The sequence below is a fragment of the Paraburkholderia sp. BGA-UO-ETr-F12 genome (genome assembly GCF_059567945.1).
In genome coordinates, this window is sequence record NZ_JCAQOZ010000021.1 from 42818 (window position 1) to 65779 (window position 22962).

20 protein-coding genes and 1 pseudogene are annotated in these 22962 nt (G+C 58.9%); 10 read left to right on the top strand and 11 right to left on the bottom strand.

Going from position 1 to position 22962, the window contains the following annotated elements:
* Positions 1 to 103 precede the first annotated feature (103 nt).
* Entirely contained in the window at positions 104 to 997 is an 894-nt protein-coding gene (locus AC57B6_RS08395) for a hypothetical protein (RefSeq protein WP_496420974.1), read from the top strand.
* A gap of 31 nt (positions 998 to 1028) precedes the next feature.
* Here AC57B6_RS08395 and AC57B6_RS08400 read toward each other — a convergent pair whose 3' ends face one another.
* On the bottom strand, positions 1029 to 1595 hold the full coding sequence (locus tag AC57B6_RS08400) for a tyrosine-type recombinase/integrase (RefSeq protein WP_496420975.1): 567 nt from the start codon (positions 1593 to 1595) through the stop codon (positions 1029 to 1031).
* A gap of 481 nt (positions 1596 to 2076) precedes the next feature.
* Positions 2077 to 2526, bottom strand: coding sequence for a hypothetical protein (locus AC57B6_RS08405; RefSeq protein WP_496420976.1), 450 nt, complete (start codon positions 2524 to 2526; stop codon positions 2077 to 2079).
* 154 nt (positions 2527 to 2680) lie between these two features.
* On the opposite strand from AC57B6_RS08405, the gene AC57B6_RS08410 reads away from it, so the two are divergent.
* On the top strand, positions 2681 to 3127 hold the full coding sequence (locus AC57B6_RS08410; protein ID WP_496420977.1) for a DUF6641 family protein: 447 nt from the start codon (positions 2681 to 2683) through the stop codon (positions 3125 to 3127).
* A 48-nt stretch (positions 3128 to 3175) separates the two neighbouring features.
* Here AC57B6_RS08410 and AC57B6_RS08415 read toward each other — a convergent pair whose 3' ends face one another.
* The 4 genes from AC57B6_RS08415 to AC57B6_RS08430 form a co-directional block, all read right to left on the bottom strand.
* Positions 3176 to 4210: a hypothetical protein gene (locus AC57B6_RS08415; RefSeq protein WP_496420978.1), complete on the bottom strand. Its 1035-nt coding sequence runs from the start codon at positions 4208 to 4210 to the stop codon at positions 3176 to 3178.
* Between the two features lie 103 nt (positions 4211 to 4313).
* On the bottom strand, positions 4314 to 5273 hold the full coding sequence (locus AC57B6_RS08420; protein ID WP_496420979.1) for a restriction endonuclease: 960 nt from the start codon (positions 5271 to 5273) through the stop codon (positions 4314 to 4316).
* Between the two features lie 110 nt (positions 5274 to 5383).
* Entirely contained in the window at positions 5384 to 6490 is a 1107-nt protein-coding gene (locus AC57B6_RS08425) for an ImmA/IrrE family metallo-endopeptidase (RefSeq protein WP_496420980.1), read from the bottom strand.
* Positions 6491 to 6499: 9 nt separating this feature from the next.
* Positions 6500 to 7204 (bottom strand): hypothetical protein, encoded by a 705-nt coding sequence (locus tag AC57B6_RS08430; RefSeq protein WP_496420981.1) that lies wholly within the window; start codon positions 7202 to 7204, stop codon positions 6500 to 6502.
* A 279-nt stretch (positions 7205 to 7483) separates the two neighbouring features.
* Here AC57B6_RS08430 and AC57B6_RS08435 point away from each other — a divergent pair, with 279 nt between their 5' ends.
* The 8 genes and pseudogenes from AC57B6_RS08435 (at position 7484) to yacG (ending at position 14930) form a co-directional block, all read left to right on the top strand.
* Entirely contained in the window at positions 7484 to 7669 is a 186-nt protein-coding gene (locus AC57B6_RS08435; RefSeq protein WP_496420982.1) for a hypothetical protein, read from the top strand.
* Positions 7670 to 8124: 455 nt separating this feature from the next.
* Complete coding sequence (locus AC57B6_RS08440; RefSeq protein ID WP_028196475.1) at positions 8125 to 9429, top strand: HlyC/CorC family transporter; 1305 nt, start codon at positions 8125 to 8127, stop codon at positions 9427 to 9429.
* A 130-nt stretch (positions 9430 to 9559) separates the two neighbouring features.
* Positions 9560 to 10868: pseudogene (locus AC57B6_RS08445) on the top strand (GspE/PulE family protein).
* Entirely contained in the window at positions 10865 to 12091 is a 1227-nt protein-coding gene (locus AC57B6_RS08450) for a type II secretion system F family protein (protein ID WP_183796278.1), read from the top strand. The pseudogene AC57B6_RS08445 and the gene AC57B6_RS08450 overlap by 4 nt, the downstream one beginning before the upstream one ends.
* Before the next feature lie 28 nt (positions 12092 to 12119).
* Positions 12120 to 13061, top strand: a complete 942-nt coding sequence (locus tag AC57B6_RS08455; RefSeq protein ID WP_106354127.1) for a prepilin peptidase — start codon at positions 12120 to 12122, stop codon at positions 13059 to 13061.
* 3 nt (positions 13062 to 13064) lie between these two features.
* Positions 13065 to 13667: a dephospho-CoA kinase gene (coaE, locus tag AC57B6_RS08460; RefSeq protein WP_496420983.1), complete on the top strand. Its 603-nt coding sequence runs from the start codon at positions 13065 to 13067 to the stop codon at positions 13665 to 13667.
* 210 nt (positions 13668 to 13877) lie between these two features.
* Positions 13878 to 14633, top strand: coding sequence for a cell division protein ZapD (zapD, locus tag AC57B6_RS08465; protein ID WP_028196480.1), 756 nt, complete (start codon positions 13878 to 13880; stop codon positions 14631 to 14633).
* Positions 14634 to 14732: 99 nt separating this feature from the next.
* Complete coding sequence (yacG, locus tag AC57B6_RS08470) at positions 14733 to 14930, top strand: DNA gyrase inhibitor YacG (protein ID WP_028196481.1); 198 nt, start codon at positions 14733 to 14735, stop codon at positions 14928 to 14930.
* 81 nt (positions 14931 to 15011) lie between these two features.
* Here yacG and AC57B6_RS08475 read toward each other — a convergent pair whose 3' ends face one another.
* The 5 genes from AC57B6_RS08475 to ltrA form a co-directional block, all read right to left on the bottom strand.
* Entirely contained in the window at positions 15012 to 15434 is a 423-nt protein-coding gene (locus tag AC57B6_RS08475) for an NUDIX domain-containing protein (protein ID WP_029673768.1), read from the bottom strand.
* Positions 15431 to 16300 carry an ATP-binding protein gene (locus AC57B6_RS08480; RefSeq protein ID WP_496420984.1) on the bottom strand — a complete coding sequence of 290 codons (870 nt, stop codon included), beginning with the start codon at positions 16298 to 16300 and terminating at the stop codon, positions 15431 to 15433. The genes AC57B6_RS08475 and AC57B6_RS08480 overlap by 4 nt, the downstream gene beginning before the upstream one ends.
* 42 nt (positions 16301 to 16342) lie before the next feature.
* On the bottom strand, positions 16343 to 17584 hold the full coding sequence (argJ, locus tag AC57B6_RS08485; RefSeq protein ID WP_253045478.1) for a bifunctional glutamate N-acetyltransferase/amino-acid acetyltransferase ArgJ: 1242 nt from the start codon (positions 17582 to 17584) through the stop codon (positions 16343 to 16345).
* A 151-nt stretch (positions 17585 to 17735) separates the two neighbouring features.
* Positions 17736 to 20546 (bottom strand): preprotein translocase subunit SecA, encoded by a 2811-nt coding sequence (secA, locus tag AC57B6_RS08490; protein ID WP_496420988.1) that lies wholly within the window; start codon positions 20544 to 20546, stop codon positions 17736 to 17738.
* Positions 20547 to 20747: 201 nt separating this feature from the next.
* Positions 20748 to 22448: a group II intron reverse transcriptase/maturase gene (gene ltrA, locus AC57B6_RS08495; RefSeq protein WP_496420985.1), complete on the bottom strand. Its 1701-nt coding sequence runs from the start codon at positions 22446 to 22448 to the stop codon at positions 20748 to 20750.
* Positions 22449 to 22962: the final 514 nt, after the last annotated feature.

The window sequence follows — 22962 nt, forward strand, 5'->3', positions numbered from 1 at the left end:
GCACGTCGGCTATGCTTGCTGTTGGTGCGCCACACTCCGAGCGACGGTTTGAGAACAGGCTCGAATCCCAAGATCGCATGAGCCACCAATAACGGGGATATAGATGACTCTAGTAATCGCCCACGCCAGCAGGGACATCGGATTCATGATCGCGGATACGCTACTGAGTTCGCCGGTGCCTTTGAGGGGCGAGGAGCGCCCAGTAAATGGAAGTAGCCATGCCCTCAAGATACATGTGCTATCCGGTCAAGTAGCCATTGCATTCGCTGGTGACCCCGGCCTGGCGTGCGGTCTTATCGCGGAGATTAAGGGCGACCTGGACGCCACCCCTCAACTTGACGTACCACAGCGATTGTTCGACCGATATGTGCAACTCGCTGTCGGCATTGAAGACGGCAGGCAGGCGGATTTCATGGTTCTACGTCTGGTTCCCGAGGGAAAAGCGCTCGACAAGGTCACGCTGGAGAACGGCGTACAAAGGGTGGAAAGAGGTTACATTGGAGACGCCGAAGGATATAGAGCGCTTATGAGACTGGTCGGTCCATACGAAGGCCCCACCATCCGTAATATTCAGTTACCTGACGGGTCGTTCCGCACCGAGCATTTTCAACCAACAGATGAAGAGCAGTGGTTTCTCAGAGCATCTGATGCGCTGGAGTCCCTTTGTCACAGCCGATCTGTTGAGACGGTCGGCGCCATCACGGATGCAATCACGCGCGTTGTCGATGCTCGTATCTCGGGCGAACTGGAATACATGCAAGCGGCCTGCGCAGGCCGCTCAGTTGAAGAAGGCTACACCGGATACACGCTATTGGCTGCCAACAATGATCCGCGTGCTATGGCAATCTACTTCTATGCGGGGAAACTTGGCTTCGTCTTCTTACCCGGCGATCCCGCTGGATGCCAGAAACTATCTGCTGACTCCGATATCGAATTCATCGTCGCTGCACGACAACTGTACGGCATCGATTTAAGCGGTGCAACGATGCCCACCTGAGAGAAAGGCAACGTCGGCGCGCGGATACCAGTTACACGAGATCGACAGCCTTGCGTTGCATCTCATCGTTGACGTCGATGTATCGCTGCGTAGTTGAAATGTCCCGATGCCCTGCGAGCGACATCAGCACACGAACACCGACGCCTTTGCTCGCCAAATTCGTGATGAACGAGCGTCGGCCCGAATGGCTGCTCGCACCTTGAATGCCCGCTTCCTTGTATAGCCAATGGAAGTACTGGCATAACGTGTTGGCCGTAAACCCCGCCCGCTTCTGTGTATAGAAAAGCGGCCTGTCGAGTTTCGGATTCTTCAAGCTCGCGGCGTACGTGGCCAGCTCGCGCCGTAGCTTCTGCCCCAAGAACACGGTCCGGGCATGTCGCCCTTTGGTCTGCTCTGGCGCAAGTCGAATTTCCGACTTGATCGAGCCGTCCGCGTTGACCACATCCCCAACCCGCAGCGCGGCGACTTCGCCGACACGCATGCCGGCCCAATGAGTCAGCAGCACCATCGCTCGATTACGCAGCGCATGCCGACGCAGCGAAATGTAGGTCAGTACTTGCTTGAGTTCCTTTTCGGTGAACGTCTTGGCCTGCTTCACGAATTTCCCCTGAACAAACAAAATCCATGTCCAGAGGATGTATTCTTTAGTTATAGGGATCAACAGAAGAGTGACGTCGCGCAGATGTCAGAGAAAACAAGCACTTGCACGACAACCAAAGGTTTTTGTAATTTTCTTTGGTTTCGACCTGTGGTCGCTGCGCGGGATAGGTTTAACCAAGGGGTGACGCAGCAGGCCTGCTGCTGCGAACTGATCGGCGTGTTGCTAGGTGGTCGTTCCTCGTGTGTGACTTCCGTCCTCGTTCTTCCTCTACTAGCTTCGTCCGGTCCTCGTCTGACTTCCTTCCTGTCACGACCGCTTCATTAGCTATGTTCCGTAATTTCTTCGTGTAGTTCTTCACGGAATCTATAGCCATAGGAATTCATTAAAGAGTCTCACATGCCGCTCTTCGCAATGAAAGCTGCGAGGACGATTACGTCAGCAACGCAGCGCGGGCTATTCGATGGGGTGTTACTTTCTGTTATCGGGCTTCGGGAACGTTCGCATTCCCGTAGTCCACGTTGTCGGCGTTGCCCATGCCGACTTCCTTTGTGATGTATGACAACCAGTCGTCGCTGTACATCGGCTTGACGTCAATCTGCTCGTAGCCGAAGCTGGTCTTCTGCCATGCGTCGAGAATCGCCTCGCGTATTTCCACCAGGCTCTTTTCCTCGCGGAAATTTCCGAGGGCGCAGTGATAGTGAAGCAGTTTGCCCGTCTCAATACCTTCGATTACGGGAATCACATACAGGCGCTTCGGTCCGTTCCCGTACATGCTGCGATTCAGGCGGCTCATGAAGTGACGGAAGTTCTTTCTCGCCTCCTCCACAGTCAACGCCTGCGTTGTCCGACCTTTATCTGTTTCGATGTTCCTGTACTGCTTCATCGTGAGCGTAGCGGCATGCGTCAGGCACCAGCTATGAGCTAGCATCCAGTCTCGTGTTGCGCTCTTTATATCCGTGTTTTTTGTCATAGCCGTATTTAGCATGGCTACAACACCCGGATTTTTCAGCGACAGGAACCTGTTGATTTCATTCGACGGCGGCTACATCCTGGAACTACCAGATAACGATAAGGAGCCCAACATGAATACACTGAACAGCCTGAAGCTTGTCGCAACGAAGCGCCCGAGCGCACAACCGCAAATCGTCCTGCGCCGGAATCGCCTGATCGCGAAAATCTGGGAACAGGTCGAACTCTTCAAGGCCCAGCAGGCCGGAACAACGTTCGCGCCGACGAAGTTCCGTTCGGTAAAGGATGCAGAAACCGGCGAGCGCCGGAGCGTGGAAGTGCAAAAGCGTGTCCGTGCATGGTGGTGGACCTCCGAAAACGGCAAGGTCTGCATGTCCGTGCGCTACGGCACGAAAACGCTCGAGCTTGCGAAAGGCAAGCCGGCCATCGAAGTCGGCACGCTCGCGGATCTGATACCGATGCTGGACATGCTCAAGGCAGCAGTTGCTGCCGGTGAACTCGACGCACAAATCGAAGCCGTCAGCGGCGAGATGCGGTCGGGGTTCGTCGGCAAAAAGTGACGCGCATGGCGAGTCCGATTATCGGACTTGCCATCAGCAGACCGCCGTTCACGAGTTGGCGCCTGCTACTAGGCTGTCGGTCGATAGCATCTTGACTTGCCTGTATTCGAATGGCAGTTTGAATTTGTCTGTGAGATAGCGAAGGTATCGCGCGTCGTCGGGGCTCAGTTCAGTACGACCGACGGCAACTAACCTGATGTTTCGCTCGGGTTCAGCATCCCAGTAATACGCGTATTCGAGCAGTTGACCAAGCGCTAGGCGTAGAACCTTTCGAGTGCTCAAATCCGACTTGATTTCGTACAAGATGATTTCTGTGTCAGTCCGAACGGTGGCATCGACAAAATCTTGTTCAAAAACAATCTCAGCATCGGGATACTCTCGTTTAAGCTCTTCGTGAAGCGCCTGTTGTATCTTCCCATGTTCAGGCGAACATTCGCGTGATACCCCACCGCCTCTGAAATGAGCATCCTGGACTGGTGGCGTGAGCTGGCCCGCCCGTGTCCGTCGTCTATTGATTGTCTCCGGGAAGTGGGTGTCTGTATCGCGCTGGATGAACGTGTAACGTCTGTATTGCAACACTGGATCACCCTGCTGTGCGAACGTGTCTGGCGGATACCATTCGACGTCTTCCATGCGGAATCGGATATTTAAGACATGCGGTGCCCACACGGCATGACCGAAAGCATCCTTGTTGCCGTCCACAGCATCAATTTCTCCGAGCATCTTTTCATACCAACCTCGCTTCTTGTATTCAGCCAACGCATCGGCAGCTTGCTCGTCGGTTAGAATTTCGACGTGGCGAATGCGCGCAACATACCGCCGCGTATTTTTACCCGGTATCTCATAGAGAATGACATCTGCGACGTGGACCCCACGATCAAGCAGAGAATGCCGTCTGCTCTTGTCGTTGATCCCTTGAAGAAATCCATACTGCCAGCCGCCTATCCCCCACTCTGCGCGAAATAGCCATTCTTCATGGCCATAGCCATTCGCTGAGAAAAATGATTTCTCTCCTTCTACCGCGCTACCTGTGGGATGCGTCCAGTTCGCAGTATTGTGACAAATGCGTGTGATATAAAACAAAGAGGCCTCGCTTCAAACTCCGTCGGCAGCAAGCGCGGCGCAACGAGGCTGCTGCGATCACGCACCGTGCAACCTGTGCCGCTGCTGTCATCGAGTTTTCTGGCTACGAAAGAATTTCAAGGAAAGGGTTCTTGTCAACAATGGCCGCCTGCGATTTTTTCTTCAGGAACGCGATCAAATCATCCCGTCGCTGTAACAGCATAACGATTTCATGCAGTGAGCAGAGCAGCATTGTTTTTTGAGCGAGGGCCATGGCACATTCCTTGACCACAGGTTCTGTGAAACCTGCAGAAGAAATGAAAATGCCGCGCGCATTCGCGCGGAGGAACAAGCGACTAAGGTGGGGAAAGAACTCACCGGTGCCGACTGGCGATTTGAGCCACTTCATCTCCACCAGGTACACTGCGCCGTCGAGCTCGATCACACCATCTATCTGTTCAAGCACTACTGACGTGTCCGGATCTTTTCGGCGGAAGTCTTCCCGCACGAGGACTCCGTATGCTCTAAACAAGTCGTTGAGAACACCTTCAAGTAGCTTGCCGCGTTCATTGGGCTTGTCGTCCATGCCGAACAGGGTCGCAAGTCGAGTATTTACGTCATCAATTTGCGAGCGCCTCTTCGCTGCTGCTGCCTGCTCTGCTTGCTGACGGGCTCGCGTAACTTCACGCTCGTCATCTCGCTCTCGCTTCATCCGTGTGAACGAGTCCTTTGCGTTGACTGCCTCGCGGACGCTTGCGACGAGCCCTTTCGCCTTTAGCTGGTCTTCCGGCCAGCAGGTTGCAAAGCTCTCGAACTCCACCACACGCTTGATAATCTCACGTCGTGGGCGCAAGCCACTATCACCGCGCGCGTTGACCTTTGCGAGAACCTTGCGAACAATTTCAAATTTGTTGATGGAGTTCGGGGCCGTTGCTACAGTGTGCTCGACCTCAGCGAGGTCTTCATTGGCAACGCCCGCGCCGCGCAGGAATAGCACGACTCCCTTCTTGGCCCGACTGAGACGGGGAATGGTCTCTACAAGTAGCTCAAATAATTCTGGCGGGTAGTGAAATGCGTCGGTCATCGGATCATGCCTTGATTCATGTGCGCGCTTAGTGGGCAAGGACGCATCAACGACAGCTTTGCCGCCAGATCAGCCATTGCCGCCTCGATTAGTCTCGATAAACGGCGTGCTTATATCAATCGGAGCTTAGGCGGGTGTCGTGAAAGTGCTTCAGCGGGCGCGTCCCCCGAAACCACTGACAGCCGAGTTAGCTTGAACGTCAGCGCATTGATCTCATCCACGCTAATGCACAGATTTCTGGCGATTTCACCTCGACCCAGCTTATGGCTCTGCAGAAAGTCCAAAACTTTGGTCAGCAGTTGGGAGCTTTCACGCTCCATCGGCTCTGGTTCGTTTGTGCGATAACCGTTTTTGGCAATTTCAATGCACAGATTACGATAGGTCCACTCCGTAACTTGACCCAATGTGTTGTAACGGTAGGCCAGCGCAGCCAGTGATACGCCCCAGTAGCGCTTGAGCTTTAGGAGATATTTGATGGTGAACGCTGGTGGCCTGTTAGCGACTACACTTTCCTTTGGCATAAGAAAAGCCGCAGCAAATGCGTCCGCCTGACGTTCCATCTCCGGGCCATGTGCCTCACCGTGCCGCATGCTGTAGACATCGCGCACCAAATGACCTAATTCATGAGCTGCGTCGAAGCGGCTACGTTCGGCTGATTTCATCGTATTGAGAAAAACGAACGGCTTGCTGTCATACCACGTGCAAAATGCGTCGACCTCGCGCGCCTCTTCAGCCAAGGAAAAGACGCGAATGCCTTTTGACTCCAGCAGGTGAATCATGTTCGGAATGGGTGCATTGCCCAGACCCCACATACGGCGCACCGTGGCGGCGGCTTCTTCCGCACCGAGGTCACTGAGGTCAGGGAGATCGGCTTGCGGTAGGTTAAACCTATCCTCCATCCATTCGTTGATTTTGAAGGCGATGGCACCTGCGCCAAGGGCACAATTTTTCATGGCCTCCGTCATCTTGGAGAGCGAGCGGAAACTAGCCGCATGCTCTCCGATGGTAGGCATCTTTTCCTCAATGGAAAAAAACTGCTGAGGGAAGTTCAGCAGTTTTGCCATTTTTGCCAAGGTTTCCGAATCAGGAGCTGAAGTCCCAGTCTCGTAGTTTTGAATGCTACGACTGGTGACGCCCAGCTCTTTGGCCAATTGAGCTTTTGTGAGCCGCCTTCTAACCCGGGCAAACGTGATTTGCGAAGGGTTGATTTCTGACATGATTGTTAATCAAAAAGTGCCTGTCTTGGGCTCGACTTCCACCGTAGCCGGAGCATTGGGGGTGTCCTTGCGAATCGTAAACTCCGCGGGGTTGTTCGGGATGCTGCCCAGAATCAGACGCTCCCCCCACTTAGTGATTTTTTTCTTCCCGAATCCCGTCGGGTAGGAGAGCTCGAACCGCACTTCATTTAATGCTTTGTCGTAGTGGTAAAGGAAAGCCCAGACCTGCGTTTCCTTGCATTTTTCCTTAACCAGCTTGAACGCATCCTGGTTGAACAGTTCAAGCTGACGATTGGAGTGAACGAAACCCTCAACGACCACACCTTTTTCTGCCTGATTGGCGGGATCTTCGGAGCCCTGCTTGCCCGTCTCGCTGTTACCGGTCATTACCACAATGGAGATGGAATGATCTTGCGAACTGATGAACGGGCAATTCTTTTCGTTGTGAATGCGCCATTGCTTATCGCCCAGTTGGGTACGCAGGTCTTCCACCGTCTTCAACCATTGCTGTACACCCGCCGCGGTAACGGCAGAAGCGCGCGTAGTGTCGTTACGTGCGCCAAGGCCGCTCTGAATAACGTTGGTAAAAAGGCTGACGGCTAGGTCCCGGGAAAGCTCTTGCAGCCGAGCGTCGACAAGCGACGGCTCAACGATAGTCTTGGCGCGCGGGGCGAAGGCGTCGGAATAAGACAGCTTGAACTTGGGTTTAGCCACAGGAGCTCCTTTTCGATTTCCGGAAATTGTACCTCAAGTCGAGGGTTGAAAAGCGGAAATTTAGTGCGCCAGATCTAGCCGGACGCGTGGCGATCTCGTCGTAGTTCAGCTCGCACCCAGTAGGTCAGACGACGGTCACCGTGTGCTGGGCCTGCGTCGTCCGCTGCCGATTAGTTCAAACCTATCTCCGAAAATCACGTCGGCTCTCACACATCGAAAGCTTTCTATGTAGTCTGCATCGGTATAAATACCTACGCACTCACGATGGAGACACTGCTCATGAGATACCGAGACATTCTGACCCGCCCCGTTCTAAACGAGATCGCAGACCTTGAACAGCAGCGAATCAAGGCACAAAAACAAGCGGCCAAGCGCCAGACAGTCGCTGCCAAGCGCGCCGACATCCAACATAAGATGCAGAAGCTGCAAAAGCAGCTTTCCGATCTCAACGCAAAACCGGTCTGATCTACCGGTCAGCGCGTCTCATTAAAAGGTGCCGAATCGATGATTTTCTGCGTGTACGCTGTACACAACACTGGGCGCGCCGAATGCACGGGTGAGGGGGTTGACTTGATAACGTTTAGTTATGTAGATTCCTCACTTTAGTACTTTGTGTAGTACTTTGTGAGAAATTCCTTTAAAAACAACGTTGATTCGCGCTGTGCGCATTCTTCGGGACGTAGAGGCCGGAGGTTCGAATCCTCTCACCCCGACCAGATTTGCCTTGTTAGTTCAAGGCCCGAAAAACCGCCCAGCTTGCTTGGCGGTTTTTTGTTTTTGAGTCGCAATTTCGCGCTGCCGATCGATACCTTGCGTTTGCGGGCGATCGGCTACCGCGGCATTGCTGCTTCATCCGCCCACCGGTTCGCCCGGCCCCCTCTGCTATATTCTCTCCATCCCTTCCCTACCCTTCACGACGCGTGGAACAACTTCCCTTATGGGCGCAGATCGGCGCCGTCTTTCTGCTGCTTATCTGCTCCAGCTTCTTTTCGATTTCCGAAACGGCGATGATGGCGATCAACCGCCATCGCCTGAAACACCTTGCCAACAAGAATGCGCTCGGCGCGAAGACCACTCAGGGTCTGCTGGCGCATACCGACCAGTTGTTGAGCGTAGTCCTGATCGGCAACAATCTGTTCAACACCATCATCCCGGTGCTCACCACCTCGATCGCGCTGCATACGTTCGGCCGTAACAACGTGGTGCTGTCGATCGCGACCGGCATCGTCGCGTTTCTGATTATCGTGTTCGCGGAAATCACGCCGAAAATCGTCGGCGCTACGTTCCCCGAGAAGATCGCGCTGCCGGCCAGCCTGCTGATCGCACCGATGATGCGCATCGGCAAACCGCTCGTCTGGTTCGTCAATCTGTTCGCGAACACGATCTTACGCGTCCTGCATATCAACACCAAAGGCGCGCACGACCAACGGCTTTCCACCGAAGAACTGCGCACCATCGTGCTCGAATCGGGCAGCTTCATGCCGACCAAGCACCGCAGCATTCTGTTGAACCTGTTCGATCTCGAGAACATCTCCGTCGACGACGTGATGATCCCGCGCCGCCGTATCGAGGCGCTCGACTTCGACGCACCGTTCGAACAGATCCTGCACCAGTTGGAAACCTGCTACCACAACAAGCTGATCGTCTATCAGGGCGACATCGACCGTGTGCTTGGTGTGCTGCACGTGAGAAAAACACTGGCCGCCTTGCACAACCAGGAACTGGAGCGCGAGACGCTGCGCGAGTTGCTGGCCGAACCGTATTTCGTGCCGTCCGGTACACCGGTATTCCAGCAACTGCAGTACTTCCAGGAGAGCCGTCACCGCACGGCGCTGGTCGTGAACGAATACGGCGAGTTGCAGGGGCTGGTCACGCCGGAAGACATCATCGAAGAACTGATCGGTGAGTTCACGACCTCGATTCCGCGTGGCGCCAATTCGCGTGGCGGCTGGAACGAGAACGGCGAATGTATCGTTGCCGGCAGCATGCCCCTGCGCGAACTGAACCGCTGGCTGCATCTCACCCTGCCGACCGACGGACCCAAAACGCTCAACGGGCTGATTCTCGAAATACTCGAAGACATTCCCGATGGCGACGTGTGCGTTCAGATCGGCGAGGTGAAACTCGAGGTAATGCGCAGCGACGACCAGGCGATCCGTACCGTCAAGCTGTTCAAACCACCTGTTCGCGCGGGTGCGAAAGCCGTCAAGGCTCTGCGCGGCTAAGCACGGCAGACCGCAGCATTGCACATGGACGCGGTGCGCACCATTAGCCGATTGGCTGAATGGTGGCGCCCGCGGCCTTCCCGGATGATGGGGTCGTCGTGTTCTACAGGCGGCTTGTCACCGGTCTCTCATGCAAGATTCTTTTCAACAAGCGGCGTCGCTGCGGGCGATTGCCGCCGATAGCGAAGGCTCACTCAAACCCAGGGCCAACGGCTTTTCGGCGAACGCCGCTGTCGGCACGAGGCTTGAGCCCAGCCCCACCGATTCCGACAGCGCGCCTGCGGTACGCCTGCTAACCGATACGTTGCAGGAGGCAACCCGCCGTAATGCATCGGACCTGCACATCGAACCGGCCGAGCGTGGCTGGCGCATGCGTTTGCGCATCGACGGCGTGCTGCACGAAATCCCCCCCACCCCCTGCGCATCTGCGCGACGCATTCATCACGCGGGTGAAAGTACTGGCGCGCATGGACATCGCCGAGCGGCGCGTACCGCAGGACGGGCGGCTGCGTCTTGCCACCTCGCCAGGCCGCGTCGAAGACTACCGCGTCAACTCGCTGCCTACCCTGTTCGGAGAAAAGCTGGTGCTGCGCAGACTCGACGCGTTGCCCACGGATCTTTCGCTCGACTCATTGGGCCTCGATCCACAGCAACGTGCAGCAGTCGATGCGGCGATTCGCGCGCCGCACGGCCTCGTGCTCGTCACCGGGCCCACCGGCAGCGGCAAGACGCTGTCGTTGTACTGCTTCCTGCATATGCTCAACGACGAGGCACGCAATCTGTGCTCAGTAGAAGATCCGGCGGAAATTCAATTGGCAGGGATCAACCAGGTGAGTGTGCGGGAAAAGGCCGGCCTGACATTCGCGCTGGCGCTGCGCGCGTTCCTCCGTCAGGACCCCGATGTGATCATGGTGGGCGAAATCCGCGACGACGAAACCGCCGACGTCGCCGTCAAGGCGGCGCAAACCGGCCACCTCGTTCTGTCCACCTTGCACACGAACGACGCGCCTGCTGCCGTCGCGCGTCTGATCGACATCGGCGTCGAGCCGTACAACCTGGCCGCCGCGCTAAAGATGGTGACGGCCCAGCGGCTGGTGCGGCGGCTGTGCGTGGCGTGCCGCGCACCCGCGCCGCAATCGGCGGCGGCGCTGCGAGCAGCGGGCTTCGCCGACGAGCACCTCGACGGCTGGCAACCATTCGGCGCCGCCGGATGCGCCGCTTGCCACGGTATCGGCTACCGCGGCCGCGTCGGGGTTCACCAGGTGATGCCTGTCTCGGATGCGATGCGCGAGCTGATCGTGGCACGCGCGGGCACCCTGGAGTTGGCTCGGCTCGCACAAGCTGAGCACGTCGCCACCTTGCGCGACGCGGCCTTGGCGCGTGTGCGCGACGGCACGACGAGCCTTTCTGAAGCGCTGGCCGCCACCGAGGTCGCATGAGCACCGCCGCGCCTACTCAGTCAGCCGCCGATTTGCGCTTCAGATGGCGCGGTGTCGACGTCAACGGCATGCAACAAAGTGGCGCGCTCGTGGCGCCAGATGCCGGCGCCGCGCGCGCGATGCTCAAGCGCGACAATCTGTTCATCGTCGAACTGGCGGCCCACGGGCCTGCACCACGCCCCAAAACTCGCGCCAACGACGTGACGATATTCACTCGTCAGCTTGCCAGCCTGTTGCGCGCCGGTCTGCCGCTCGCCCCCTCGCTGGAACTGCTCGCGCAAGCGCAAGGTTCGCCCCGGCAAGGCATGCCCCGAATCGTCGGCGCGCTGGCGCGCGATATCACCAGCGGCCTGCGGTTCTCAGCGGCATTGCAGCGGCATCCGGCGCAGTTCAATGCCTTGTACTGTCAGCTCGTCGAGGTTGGCGAAGCGGCCGGCGCATTGGCAACGATCCTCGCCCGGCTCGCCGACGACCGCGAACGCGCCGCCGCGCAGCGGGCCAAGGTGCGCGCGGCGCTGACGTATCCGGTGGCCATCCTGTTACTCGCTATAGCGATTACCGCGGCGCTGCTGATCTGGGTCGTCCCCACCTTCAAGCAGATCTTCGATGGCTTCGGGGCGAAGCTGCCCGCACCAACACAGTTCGTGCTGGCTTTGTCCGCAGGCGCCGCGCGTTGGAGCATTCCTCTGGTCGCCGTGACCTTCGCAACAGGGTCGGCTGTGACATTTCTGTTACGACGTTCCGAAGCGGCGCGCATCCGGTTCGCGCGCACATCGCTGACAATCCCGATCGCCGGTCCATTGCTTCGGACCTTGTGCGCGGCGCGCTGGAGTCGCGCGCTGGGCACTTTGCTCTCAGCCGGCACACCACTCGCGGACGCGTTCGACTCACTCACTCACGCCACCGGCAACGCTTTCTTCGACCGTGCCACGGTGGAGATTGCCGCGCGGTTGCGGCGCGGCGAGCGGCTGGCCGCGGCAATGCGAGCAGCGCACTGCTTTCCACCTGAGGTCGTGCAACCGGTCGCGGTTGCCGAGGAGTCCGGAGCGCTCGACACCATGCTGATCGATGTGGCGTCGCTCGCCGATCGTCAGGTAGACGAAAAGATCGGCACGCTCTCGGGTCTGTGCGAGCCTCTCGTCATCATCGTGCTGGGTACGCTGGTCGGTGGCCTCGTGATCGCGATGTATCTTCCCATTATTCAACTCGGCAACGTGGTGTAGCATCGCAGCCGAATCCCACCCTTTTTATATGCAGGCCACCATTCCGCTCGTGTCAGATACCTCTTCCAGCCTGCTTTCGGGTCTGTTGTCCGGCCACTTGGCAACGAGGCTCGAACTCGCGTTCGGCAGCTTGCCCGAAGGCCTGCAAATTGCATTCGCAATCGTATTCGGCCTGGTGATCGGCAGCTTCCTGAACGTGGTGGTGCACCGCGTGCCGATCATGCTGGAGCGCGCGTGGCGCGAAGAGGTCAGCGAGGCCACCGAACAACCGCTTGAAAACGACGGCCTACCCGCCCGCTACAACCTGTGGGTGCCACGCAGCGCATGCCCCCACTGCGGCCATGTGCTCAACGCATGGGAAAACCTGCCGGTGCTGAGCTACCTGTTGTTACGCGGACGCTGCTCCGCGTGCAAAACTCGCATCAGCCTGCGCTACCCGCTGCTCGAAATCGCCACCGCAGCCTTCGCGGCAGGGGCGCTCGCACTGTATGGGCCGACCGGCACGGCACTCGCGGCCTTCGGACTATGCGCCGCGCTGCTGGCAATGAGCGCGATCGACATCGACACGCATCTGCTGCCGGACTCGATGACGCTGCCGCTCCTGTGGGCCGGCCTGATCGTGAATTTCAACGGTGTGTTCGCAAGCCTCCACGATGCCGTGCTGGGCGCGATCTTCGGCTATCTCGTGCTGTGGGCCGTGCATTGGCTGTTCCGGCTGGTGCGCGGCATTGAAGGGATGGGTTATGGTGACTTCAAACTGCTGGCTGCGCTCGGCGCATGGCTTGGCTGGGCAGCGCTTCCGCAGATCATCCTGATCGCGGCGGTAACCGGTGCCGTGGTCGGCCTCGCGGCGACATGGCGCGGTCGCATGCGCTTTGAAGAGCCGCTGCCGTTCGGGCCATTTCTCGCAGCGGGCGGTGCTGTTACGCTGTTTCTCGGCACACCGCTTTATCTGGCCTTGGGAGGCTGAAGCATGTTTGTTGTGGGACTGACCGGCGGCATCGGCAGCGGTAAATCCACTGTGGCCGACCTGTTCGCTGCGCACGGCGTACCGCTTGTCGACACCGACGTGATTGCGCACCGCATTACGGCGCCGCACGGCATCGCAATGCCCCAGATCGCCGCGGAGTTCGGCGATTCGTTCGTTGCCGCGGATGGCTCGCTCGACCGCGCCCGCATGCGCACGCTGGTGTTCAGCGACGACGGTGCCCGCAAACGCCTCGAAGGCATTACGCATCCGTTGATCCGTGCGGAGACCGAACGCGAACAGCGTGAAGCGCAAGGGCCATACGTGATCGTGGTCGTACCGCTGCTGGTGGAGTCGGGCAACTGGAAAACGCGCGTGAACCGCGTGCTGACGGTCGATTGCAGCGTCGAGACGCAAATCGCGCGCGTGATGAGCCGCAACGGGTTCAGCCGCGAACAGGTTCTGGCGATCATCGCCCGCCAGGCAACGCGCGAAGCGCGCCTCGCCGCAGCCGACGACATCATCAACAACGACAACGCGCCGCTGGATGCGGTCAAGGCGCAGGTCGACGCGCAGCATCGCGCCTATCTGGCACTGACCGCTGCATAAGCGCACGGGCCGTGATGGGCCGCGGTGTACCGAACACACAGTTTTGTTGAACTTTGCGGCGGCACGCGAGCCGAAGCGCTCCGAAAACCACTCGAAACACGTGAAAAAAATTGCGAAAGCGCGCTGAAAAAGTGCGTGATTGCTAGGGTAGTCTCACGGCATTAGAATGTTCTGCATTCCTGTCACCGACCACGCCCGAGGCGAGCCCGCTTGATCCTTTACGAGTATCCCTTCAACGAGCGAATCCGGACGCTATTGCGCCTCGAAGATCTGTTCGAGCGCTTCACCTTCTTTCTGACTCAGGAAGACGCCCGGGAACACCACGTCGCACTGACAACGTTGTTCGAAATCTCAGAGGTAGCGGGTCGCGCGGATCTGAAGTCCGATCTGATGAAGGAACTGGAGCGCCAGCGGCAAACCCTGGCGCCGTTCCGGGGCAATCCGGGCATCGAGCAGAACGCGCTGGAGGCAGTGCTGGGAGAGATCGAGCAGACGTTGACGGGGCTTTCACAGATGCAAGGCAAAACCGGCCAGCATCTGGCAGACAACGAGTGGCTCGCCAGCATCCGCAGCCGCGCGATCATCCCGGGCGGCACCTGCAAGTTCGATTTGCCTTCGTACTACGCGTGGCAGCAGATTCATCCCGATCAGCGTCGGCAGGACATCGCCAAATGGGTCACGCCGTTGTTGCCCTTGCGCGATGCGGCAACCATCGTTCTGCGTCTCGCGCGCGAATCCGGTCAGGCGTCCAAGGTCATGGCGATGCAGGGCAGCTATCAGCAGATGCTGTCGGGCCGTTCATACCAGCTGATGCAAGTACGGGTGGCACCTGAATTGCGGGTGATTCCTGAGGCCAGCGCTAACAAGTACATGCTTTGGGTACGCTTCACGGTGCAGGACGGCGATTTGCGTCCGCGCGCGGTAGATGTCGACGTGCCCTTCCAGCTTACGCTTTGCAGCCTGTAATCCGCCCTTTAGAACCGAACCGTGGGGCACGCCTTTAAAGCGGCGAAAATTGCCCCTATATTCGTTACTTGTTCCGCTTCCGATCGCCCGCCTGACCGTATGCCTACCGTCGTCAAATGCCCCACTTGCGGAAAGGACGTCCGCTGGACCCCTGAAAACCGCTTCCGCCCATTCTGCTCCGACCGCTGCAAGCAGATCGACCTCGGCGCCTGGGCCGCTGAGAAGTACAGGATAGGCGGCACGGATGAAGAAACGCCGTCAGATGAATCACCTGGTGGAGACTACAACCCGCATTAAGCAGTGTAGGCGCGCAGCAATGCCGCTCTCTCCGGGGCGACGCTGCTCACGCAGCGCCGCCGGCAGCCGCGCGCCATCTTCCTAGTTCTTTTCAGCCGCGAGCCATTCCAGTACGGGGATCGCCGCCGGCAACAACGGTGAGACCGTCGCCGGGAGTGTCTGCCAGACAAATGCCTGGCCCTCGCGGCCGTGCGGCTCGCCGGTCCACTCTGTCACTTTGCAAAAAAACAGTCGCACATAGGCGTGCGGGTAGTCATGCTCGAGCGTGCGCCAAAGATGACTCACCTTGACGTCGATCCCTAGTTCCTCGTGCAACTCACGGGCTAGCGCGGCCTCGACCGATTCGCCCGGCTCCAGCTTGCCACCCGGAAACTCCCAATAGCCTTCGTACGGCTTGCCGGCCGGCCGCTGCGCCAGCAGATAGTGTCCATCGGACTGAACCAGCACGCCCACGGCCACCTCGGTCACCGGGCGGCCAGCCGCGTTCTTCTGCGCGTCGCTCATGCCGGGGTCTTCCGGCCAGACCAGTCGCGCGCGAATTGCCACGCGACGCGCCCCGAGCGGGACCCGCGCTCCAGCGCCCAAACCAGCGCATCGCCGCGCGCCGCCTCGACTTCCGCGTCGTCGCAGCCAAAATGGCGCAGCCAGTGACCGATGATCGACAGATAGTCGTCCTGCTTGAACGGATAGAAGCTAACCCACAAGCCGAAGCGCTCGGACAGCGAGATCTTTTCCTCGACCAGTTCGCCCGGATGAATCTCGCCGTCGGACGTGTGCTTGTACGTCTCGTTGTCGCTCATGTACTCGGGCAACAGATGGCGGCGGTTCGACGTTGCGTAGATCAGCACGCTGTCCGACTGTGCCGCGATCGAGCCATCCAGCGCGACCTTCAGTGCCTTGTAGCCCGACTCGCCGTCTTCGAACGACAGGTCGTCGCAGAACACCACGAAGCGCTCCGGTCGTTGCGCGATCAGATCGACGATATCGCCCAGATCGCGCAAATCGTCTTTGTCCACTTCGATCAGGCGCAGCCCGTCCTTTGCATAGGCGTTCAGGCAAGCTTTGATCAGCGACGACTTGCCCGTGCCGCGCGCACCGGTCAGCAGCACGTTGTTAGCCGGCTGCTTGTGTACGAACTGACGCGTGTTCTGCTCGATCAACCCCTTCTGGCGATCGATGTTTTGCAGATCGTCGAGCGTGATCGACGAGATGGCCGGAACCGGCTGCAAATAGCCGCGCCCCTGGCGTTTGCGCCAGCGAAAGGCGACCGCCGCCGACCAGTCGATCTCGGGTTGGGCAGGCGGAAGCATCGCTTCAAGGCGAACGAGCACGGCTTCGGCCCGGGTCAGAAACTGTTCGAGTTTGTCCATGGCTGGGAGATAAGCGGCCAAAACGCCGCGTAATGAACCTGGTTACGAACGATAGTCGGCGTTAATGCTCACGTAGTCGTGCGACAGATCGCAAGTCCAGATCGTGGCTTGCGCATTGCCGCGGCCGAGTACGACGCGAATGCCGATCTCGCTCTTCTTCATGACGCGCTGGCCATCTTCTTCGCGGTAGGCCGGATTGCGGCCGCCGGCAGTGGCGACCAGCACGTCGTCCAGATACAGATCGATCTTGCCGACGTCGAGATCGTCCACGCCGGCATAGCCGATGGCCGCGAGAATGCGGCCGAGATTCGGATCCGATGCATAGAAAGCCGTCTTCACGAGCGGCGAATGCCCAATCGCATAAGCGATCTGGCGGCATTCGCCGGCGCTCGAGCCGCCTTCCACATGCACGGTCATGAATTTGGTCGCACCTTCGCCGTCGCGCACGATCAGTTGCGCAAGGGTCTGGGCGACTTCGGTCACCGCGTCGCGCAGCGCTGCATAAGCGGGCGAATCGGTGGACGTGATCGCCGGCAGGCTCGATTTGCCCGAAGCAATCAGGATGAAAGAATCGTTGGTCGATGTATCGCCGTCGATCGTAATGCAGTTGAACGAGCGGTCCGCCACGTGCTTGACCAATGCGTCGAGCACCGGTTGCGCGACAGCAGCGTCGAACGCGAGGAAACCGAGCATGGTCGCCATGTTCGGCTTGATCATGCCGGCGCCCTTGCTGATGCCGGTGAGCGTGACCGTGTGCCCCTCGATCGTGACCTGGCGCGAGACGGCTTTCGGCAGCGTGTCCGTGGTCATGATCGCCTGGGCGGCGTCGTACCAGTTGGCTTCCTTGCGGTTTGCCAGCGCAGCGGGCAGCCCCGCCTTCAGACGATCGACCGGCAGCGGTTCCAGAATCACGCCCGTCGAAAACGGCAAAACCTGCTCCGGCGCGATGTCCGCGAGACGCGCGAGTTCGGCGCAGGTTTCGCGTGCAGCGACGAGGCCGGGTTCGCCCGTGCCTGCGTTCGCGTTGCCGGTGTTGATCACCAGCGCGCGAATCGGCTTGCCGCCCTGCCGTACACGCTCCAGATTCTCACGGCACACGGTGACGGGCGCGGCACAAAAGCGATTCTGCGTGAACACGCCGCCTACTGTCGCGCCATCGCCCACGGAGATGACCAGCACGTCCTTGCGGTTCGGTTTGCGGATATTCGCCTCTGCCCAGCCCAGCGTGACGCCGGCGACGGGGTGGAGTTGAGCGGGATCGATCGAAGGGAAATTGACAGCCATGGTCGCGACCTGTCGAAGAAAATGCCGGCAGGCGCCGGCATCGATGGAAACGGAAACTGATGGCTCGAGCGCGTTGCCGAACCACCGCGAAATCACCAGCAAAGCGCTGGGTAAAACGAAGCGGCGCGCTTAAAGCGCGCCGCTTTCGCCATTATGCGATCCTACCGTGACACTGCTTGTACTTCTTGCCGCTGCCGCACGGGCACGGGTCGTTGCGGCCCACCTTCGGCACGTTATCCGCGCTCAGGTCCGGCGCGGCGGCGTGCGACGGGCCGTGGCTCATCGCGTCGCCGATCATCGCGGCGGTAGCCGCCTCCGCGGCGGCAGGCGCTGCCGCTGCTGCCTCGGCGAATTCGGCGTGGCGGAATTCGACGTTTTCGAGGTGGCTACCCTGCTCTTCGTACTGCTCGGCGGCCTGCTCCAGCTGTTCCGGCGACTGGATCTGCACGTTCATCACCACCCGGGTGACTTCGAGCTTCACGGCGTCGAGCATCGCGGCGAACAGTTCGAACGCCTCGCGCTTGTATTCCTGCTTCGGATTCTTCTGCGCATAACCGCGCAGATGGATGCCCTGGCGCAGGTGATCGAGCGCAGCCAGATGCTCGCGCCAGCTACGGTCCAGCGTTTGCAGCATGATCGAACGTTCGAACGCGCTGAACGATTCGCGGCCGACCTGTTCGACCTTCGATTCATACGCTTCGTCCGCAGCGGCTTCGACGGCTTCGAGAATCTCGTCCGCGCTGATCGAGTTCGACTCGTTGATCATTTCCTGGATCGCGAGGTCGAGCTGCCATTCGTTGCGCAGCACTTCTTCCAGCTCGGGCACTTCCCACTGCTCTTCGATGCTGCCGGCCGGCACGAACTGATGAACGATATCGGCGATCACGCCATGACGCATGGCGCCAATGGTCTCGGTGATGTCGTTTGCCTCGAGCAATTCATTGCGCTGCTGATAGATCACCTTGCGCTGATCGTTCGACACATCGTCGTATTCAAGCAATTGCTTGCGAACGTCGAAGTTGCGCGCTTCAACCTTGCGCTGCGCCGATTCGATCGAACGCGACACGATGCCCGCCTCGATCGCCTCGCCTTCCGGCATCTTCAGGCGATCCATGATCGCGCGCACGCGATCGCCCGCGAAAATACGCAGCAGCGGATCTTCCAGCGACAGATAGAAGCGCGAAGAACCCGGGTCGCCCTGACGGCCGGCACGGCCGCGCAACTGATTGTCGATCCGGCGTGATTCGTGACGCTCGGTGCCGATGATGTGCAGACCGCCCGCGGCCTTCACTTGATCATGCAGCGCCTGCCATTCGTCGTGCAGCTTCTGGATGCGCGTCTGCTTCTCTACATCGGAAAGCGTTTCATCCTGTTCGATGAACGACGCCTGCTTTTCGGCGTTGCCGCCGAGCACGATGTCGGTACCACGACCGGCCATGTTGGTGGCGATCGTGACACGCTTCGGACGGCCCGCTTCGGCGACGATCTCCGCTTCGCGCGCGTGCTGCTTGGCGTTCAGCACTTCGTGCGGCAAACCGGCCTGCTTCAGCAGATGCGAAAGCAGTTCCGAGTTTTCAATCGACGTCGTACCGACCAGCACCGGTTGACCGCGTTCGTAGCAATCGCGAATGTCGCGGATCACCGCGTCATACCGCTCCTTCGCAGTCTTGTAGATCTGATCCTGCTTGTCGATCCGCTTCGGCGGACGGTTGGTCGGGATCACGACCGTTTCGAGACCGTAAATCTCGTTGAATTCGTACGCTTCGGTGTCGGCCGTACCGGTCATGCCGGAGAGCTTCGCGTACATACGGAAGTAGTTCTGGAACGTGATCGACGCGAGCGTCTGGTTCTCGCTCTGGATCTTGACGTGTTCCTTCGCCTCAACCGCCTGGTGCAAGCCATCCGACCAGCGGCGGCCCGACATCAAGCGGCCGGTGAATTCGTCGACGATCACGACTTCGCCGTTCTGCACGACGTAGTGCTGGTCCTTGAAGAACAGCGTGTGCGCGCGCAGTGCGGCATACACGTGGTGCATCAGCGTAATGTTCTGCGGCGCGTACAGGCTTTCGCCCTCGCCGATCAGGCCCCATTCGGCGAGCAGGCGCTCGGCCTTTTCGTGGCCCGATTCCGTCAGGAATACCTGGCGGCCTTTCTCGTCCAGCGTGTAGTCGCCCGGCTTTTCGACGCCGGTGCCGTCCGCCTTCTCTTCGCCGATCTGGCGTTCGAGCAGCGGCGGCAGCGCATTCATGCGCACATAGAGTTCAGTGTGATCTTCGGCCTGCCCGGAGATGATCAGCGGCGTACGGGCTTCGTCGATCAGGATCGAGTCCACCTCGTCGACCACTGCGAAATTCAGCGCTCGTTGCACGCGCGCTTCGGTCTCGTAGACCATGTTGTCGCGCAGGTAGTCGAAGCCGAATTCGTTGTTGGTACCGTACGTGATGTCGGCGGCGTACGCTTCCTGCTTGGCGGCGTGGTCCATCTGCGACAAATTGATGCCGACCGACAGACCGAGGAAGTTGTACAGACGCGCCATCCATTCGGCGTCGCGCTGGGCCAGGTAGTCGTTCACCGTGACGACGTGCACGCCGCGGCCGGACAGTGCATTCAGGTAGACCGGCAGCGTGGCGACGAGCGTCTTGCCTTCGCCGGTGCGCATTTCGCCGATCTTGCCGTAGTGCAGGACCATGCCGCCGATCAGTTGCACGTCGAAGTGGCGCATCTTGAGCACCCGCTTGCTCGCCTCGCGACACACTGCGAAGGCTTCCGGCAGGAGCTTGTCGAGCGACTCGCCACTCGCGACACGCTGGCGGAATTCACCCGTTTTGGCGCGCAGTTGATCGTCCGTCAATTGCTCGATCTGCGGCTCGAGCGCATTGATCGCCGCGACGGTCTTTTGATATTGCTTGACTAGCCGCTGGTTGCGGCTGCCAAAAATCTTCTGTAGAAAACCGGTGGTCATCGGATCGGTGTCTGCGTCGCGGCTTCGGCTGGTTCGCGGCGTGCGGTGAGGCACGTGCGCTCCGGGGTCGGAAGGGCCTCGGCGGCTTAGTCCAAGAGTGAATTGTCGGGTAGCCCGACCTTCTTACGAAGATCGGGCCCCCCGAGAACCGTACGTGCGAGTTTCCCCGCATACGGCTCAAATCTACAAACAAAGTTCTGTCTACGACAGAACCGGCTTAGTTACTACAAGTTTACCAACGTGTACCTGCTGGTGACAGTGCGGGTGAAGCAAGACCCGGTTGGACAACTTGTCTGACCCGCCATGCATCCGATATTCCAGATGATGATCGTGCCAGCCTGTTTCGTCCGTCAAGGCACAGCCGCAGTGCGCACACAGCCCGCTCTGCGACATGTACAGCTTCGCCCACTGTTTCCGGTAGCGCATCGAATCCCACAGACGCGTCTGCCGCAGTTGCTCGCCATATTGCTCCCACTTCGGATCAAAGGGATTGAATTCTCCTTGGATCTTCTTGTGTCTCCTGATCGCTGTACCGCTGAGTTGGTACAACTCCATCAGGCCCCAACTGCCATCGTCTCGAACCGTCCGGACCGCAAACACCCACTGTCGAGCGTCGATTGAGTGGAAGTATTTCTGTCGCACCCAACTGTTGCTCTTTCGCGGATGTCGCCGCTTGGACCACCACCAGAGCCTCCGGAACACCAGATGCTCCATGCGGGTGTACGCCTTTTTGGCCGTAACCGGATGGTGATACTGCGCCCATCCGCGCAACATTGGATTTAGCAGTTGGATCATCTCCTCCTGCTTCGCCGTCTTGTTGCTGCTAATCGCTTCCGCCACCTTGCTGTAGAACGCTTTCGCGTTCTTTTTGCTCGGTTTGATGAGCATCTTTCCCGAGTACTTCCGGAAATTCCACCCAAGGAAATCGAAGCCATCGTCAATGTGAGTGATCCGCGTTTTCTCCTCCGATAGCTGCAACCCTCGAACCGCCAGGAATGCCTCCACCCAAGGTCGGACCTCTTGATCCAGTATCTCTTTCGAGTCACCGGTTATCACGAAGTCGTCCGCGTACCGCACCACATTCACCTTCAGCCTTCTGGCTTTCATGATCCCTAGTTTTGCACCGAGATGCACCGCTAGTTCTCGCTCCAGCCCGTTCAGCGTTACGTTAGCCAACGTCGGGGAGATGATGCCTCCCTGCGGCGTACCGGCCTCAGTCGCCCGTAGCTGACCTTGATAAGTCAGGCCAGCCTTCAACCATTTCCGGAGGATTCCTCTGTCCATCGGGACATTGTTTTCCAGCCAGTCATGACTGATGTGGTCGAAGCACCCCTTGATATCCGCTTCTAAAACCCATTTGGCCGAGGCCTCTTGGGACATGCAGACGCGGATTTGGGACATCGCGTCGGCTGTCGAACGATTCAACCTGAACCCGTAAGAGTTCGGGTCGCTCGTCGATTCCGACACTGGCTCCAAGGCCAAGAGATACAGAGCTTGCATCGCCCTGTCCCGCATGGTCGGAATGCCCAGAGGACGTTCCTTCCCATTTGCCTTGGGGATAAAGACTCTCCGTAGTGGCAGAGGCTTGTATCCGCGCCGCTTCAACCTGTCGACGGCTTCCCATCGACTCTCAGGCGAATCCCATAGCTCGCGATCGACTCCAGCCGTTCGCGCACCCTGGTTTTGCGTAACACGTCGTACCGCGTACAGCTTTGCAGACAACGTGCGAGTCAGCATCCGTTGCAGGGCTTTCACCCTGCGCCAGTCGCCTTCCCGCGTCGCCTTCGCAATTCGAATCTGCATCCCTCTCACGTTCCGCTCAACTCGTCGCCAATCTACGGCGTACCAATCGTCCGGCGCGTGGGAAAGCGCAGATCTGGTCGTTCGACCAAATACTTTCATGCTGCTCTCCTACCTGGAAAAGTCCCCAGACAGAAGGCGCATCTCCCCCAGCGGGGTAGATACACCCCGCTGGGGAACAACAAAACTCAATACAGGCGCATGCACCTGCATCTAACCAAGTTCATAGAGGGTAGTCAGCCGTCTTGCGACGGTAGACCAGACGGAAGTCTGCCCGCTTTCGCGTGAGGTGATGTCTCAACCCCTATCCGGTCCATTACAGCCCGGCCTTCGCTTTTTCCGTCCTCCCATACCTGCACAATCATCAGCGTCCCTCACGGTTCGCCTGCCAGCCCAACTGCGCTGGCAACCATACAGGCTTACCACGTTCCCGGCATGTCACACGACTGACTTAGGTTCTGCCTATTCCCCGGCGGTATCACTAACGACGTAACCCGAGATTCGAGCGGGCTATCCAACCGCATACCTTTTGGTCAGTGCCTATCAGCAGCTTTGGCACACAATGCTAACGAGGTTTATCAGCAGTTCACTTCCGTTAACCCTATCAGCCAGCCTA

What these genes read in the sequence shown, in the direction of transcription:
- AC57B6_RS08395 (WP_496420974.1), top strand. Translation starts at nt 104, where the DNA reads ATGACTCTAGTAATCGCCCACGCCAGCAGGGACATCGGATTCATGATC.
- AC57B6_RS08405 (WP_496420976.1), bottom strand. Translation starts at nt 2,526, where the DNA reads ATGCTAGCTCATAGCTGGTGCCTGACGCATGCCGCTACGCTCACGATG.
- AC57B6_RS08410 (WP_496420977.1), top strand. Translation starts at nt 2,681, where the DNA reads ATGAATACACTGAACAGCCTGAAGCTTGTCGCAACGAAGCGCCCGAGC.
- AC57B6_RS08420 (WP_496420979.1), bottom strand. Translation starts at nt 5,273, where the DNA reads ATGACCGACGCATTTCACTACCCGCCAGAATTATTTGAGCTACTTGTA.
- AC57B6_RS08425 (WP_496420980.1), bottom strand. Translation starts at nt 6,490, where the DNA reads ATGTCAGAAATCAACCCTTCGCAAATCACGTTTGCCCGGGTTAGAAGG.
- AC57B6_RS08435 (WP_496420982.1), top strand. Translation starts at nt 7,484, where the DNA reads ATGAGATACCGAGACATTCTGACCCGCCCCGTTCTAAACGAGATCGCA.
- AC57B6_RS08450 (WP_183796278.1), top strand. Translation starts at nt 10,865, where the DNA reads ATGAGCACCGCCGCGCCTACTCAGTCAGCCGCCGATTTGCGCTTCAGA.
- AC57B6_RS08455 (WP_106354127.1), top strand. Translation starts at nt 12,120, where the DNA reads ATGCAGGCCACCATTCCGCTCGTGTCAGATACCTCTTCCAGCCTGCTT.
- coaE (WP_496420983.1), top strand. Translation starts at nt 13,065, where the DNA reads ATGTTTGTTGTGGGACTGACCGGCGGCATCGGCAGCGGTAAATCCACT.
- yacG (WP_028196481.1), top strand. Translation starts at nt 14,733, where the DNA reads ATGCCTACCGTCGTCAAATGCCCCACTTGCGGAAAGGACGTCCGCTGG.
- AC57B6_RS08475 (WP_029673768.1), bottom strand. Translation starts at nt 15,434, where the DNA reads ATGAGCGACGCGCAGAAGAACGCGGCTGGCCGCCCGGTGACCGAGGTG.
- AC57B6_RS08480 (WP_496420984.1), bottom strand. Translation starts at nt 16,300, where the DNA reads ATGGACAAACTCGAACAGTTTCTGACCCGGGCCGAAGCCGTGCTCGTT.
- argJ (WP_253045478.1), bottom strand. Translation starts at nt 17,584, where the DNA reads ATGGCTGTCAATTTCCCTTCGATCGATCCCGCTCAACTCCACCCCGTC.
- secA (WP_496420988.1), bottom strand. Translation starts at nt 20,546, where the DNA reads ATGACCACCGGTTTTCTACAGAAGATTTTTGGCAGCCGCAACCAGCGG.
- ltrA (WP_496420985.1), bottom strand. Translation starts at nt 22,448, where the DNA reads ATGAAAGTATTTGGTCGAACGACCAGATCTGCGCTTTCCCACGCGCCG.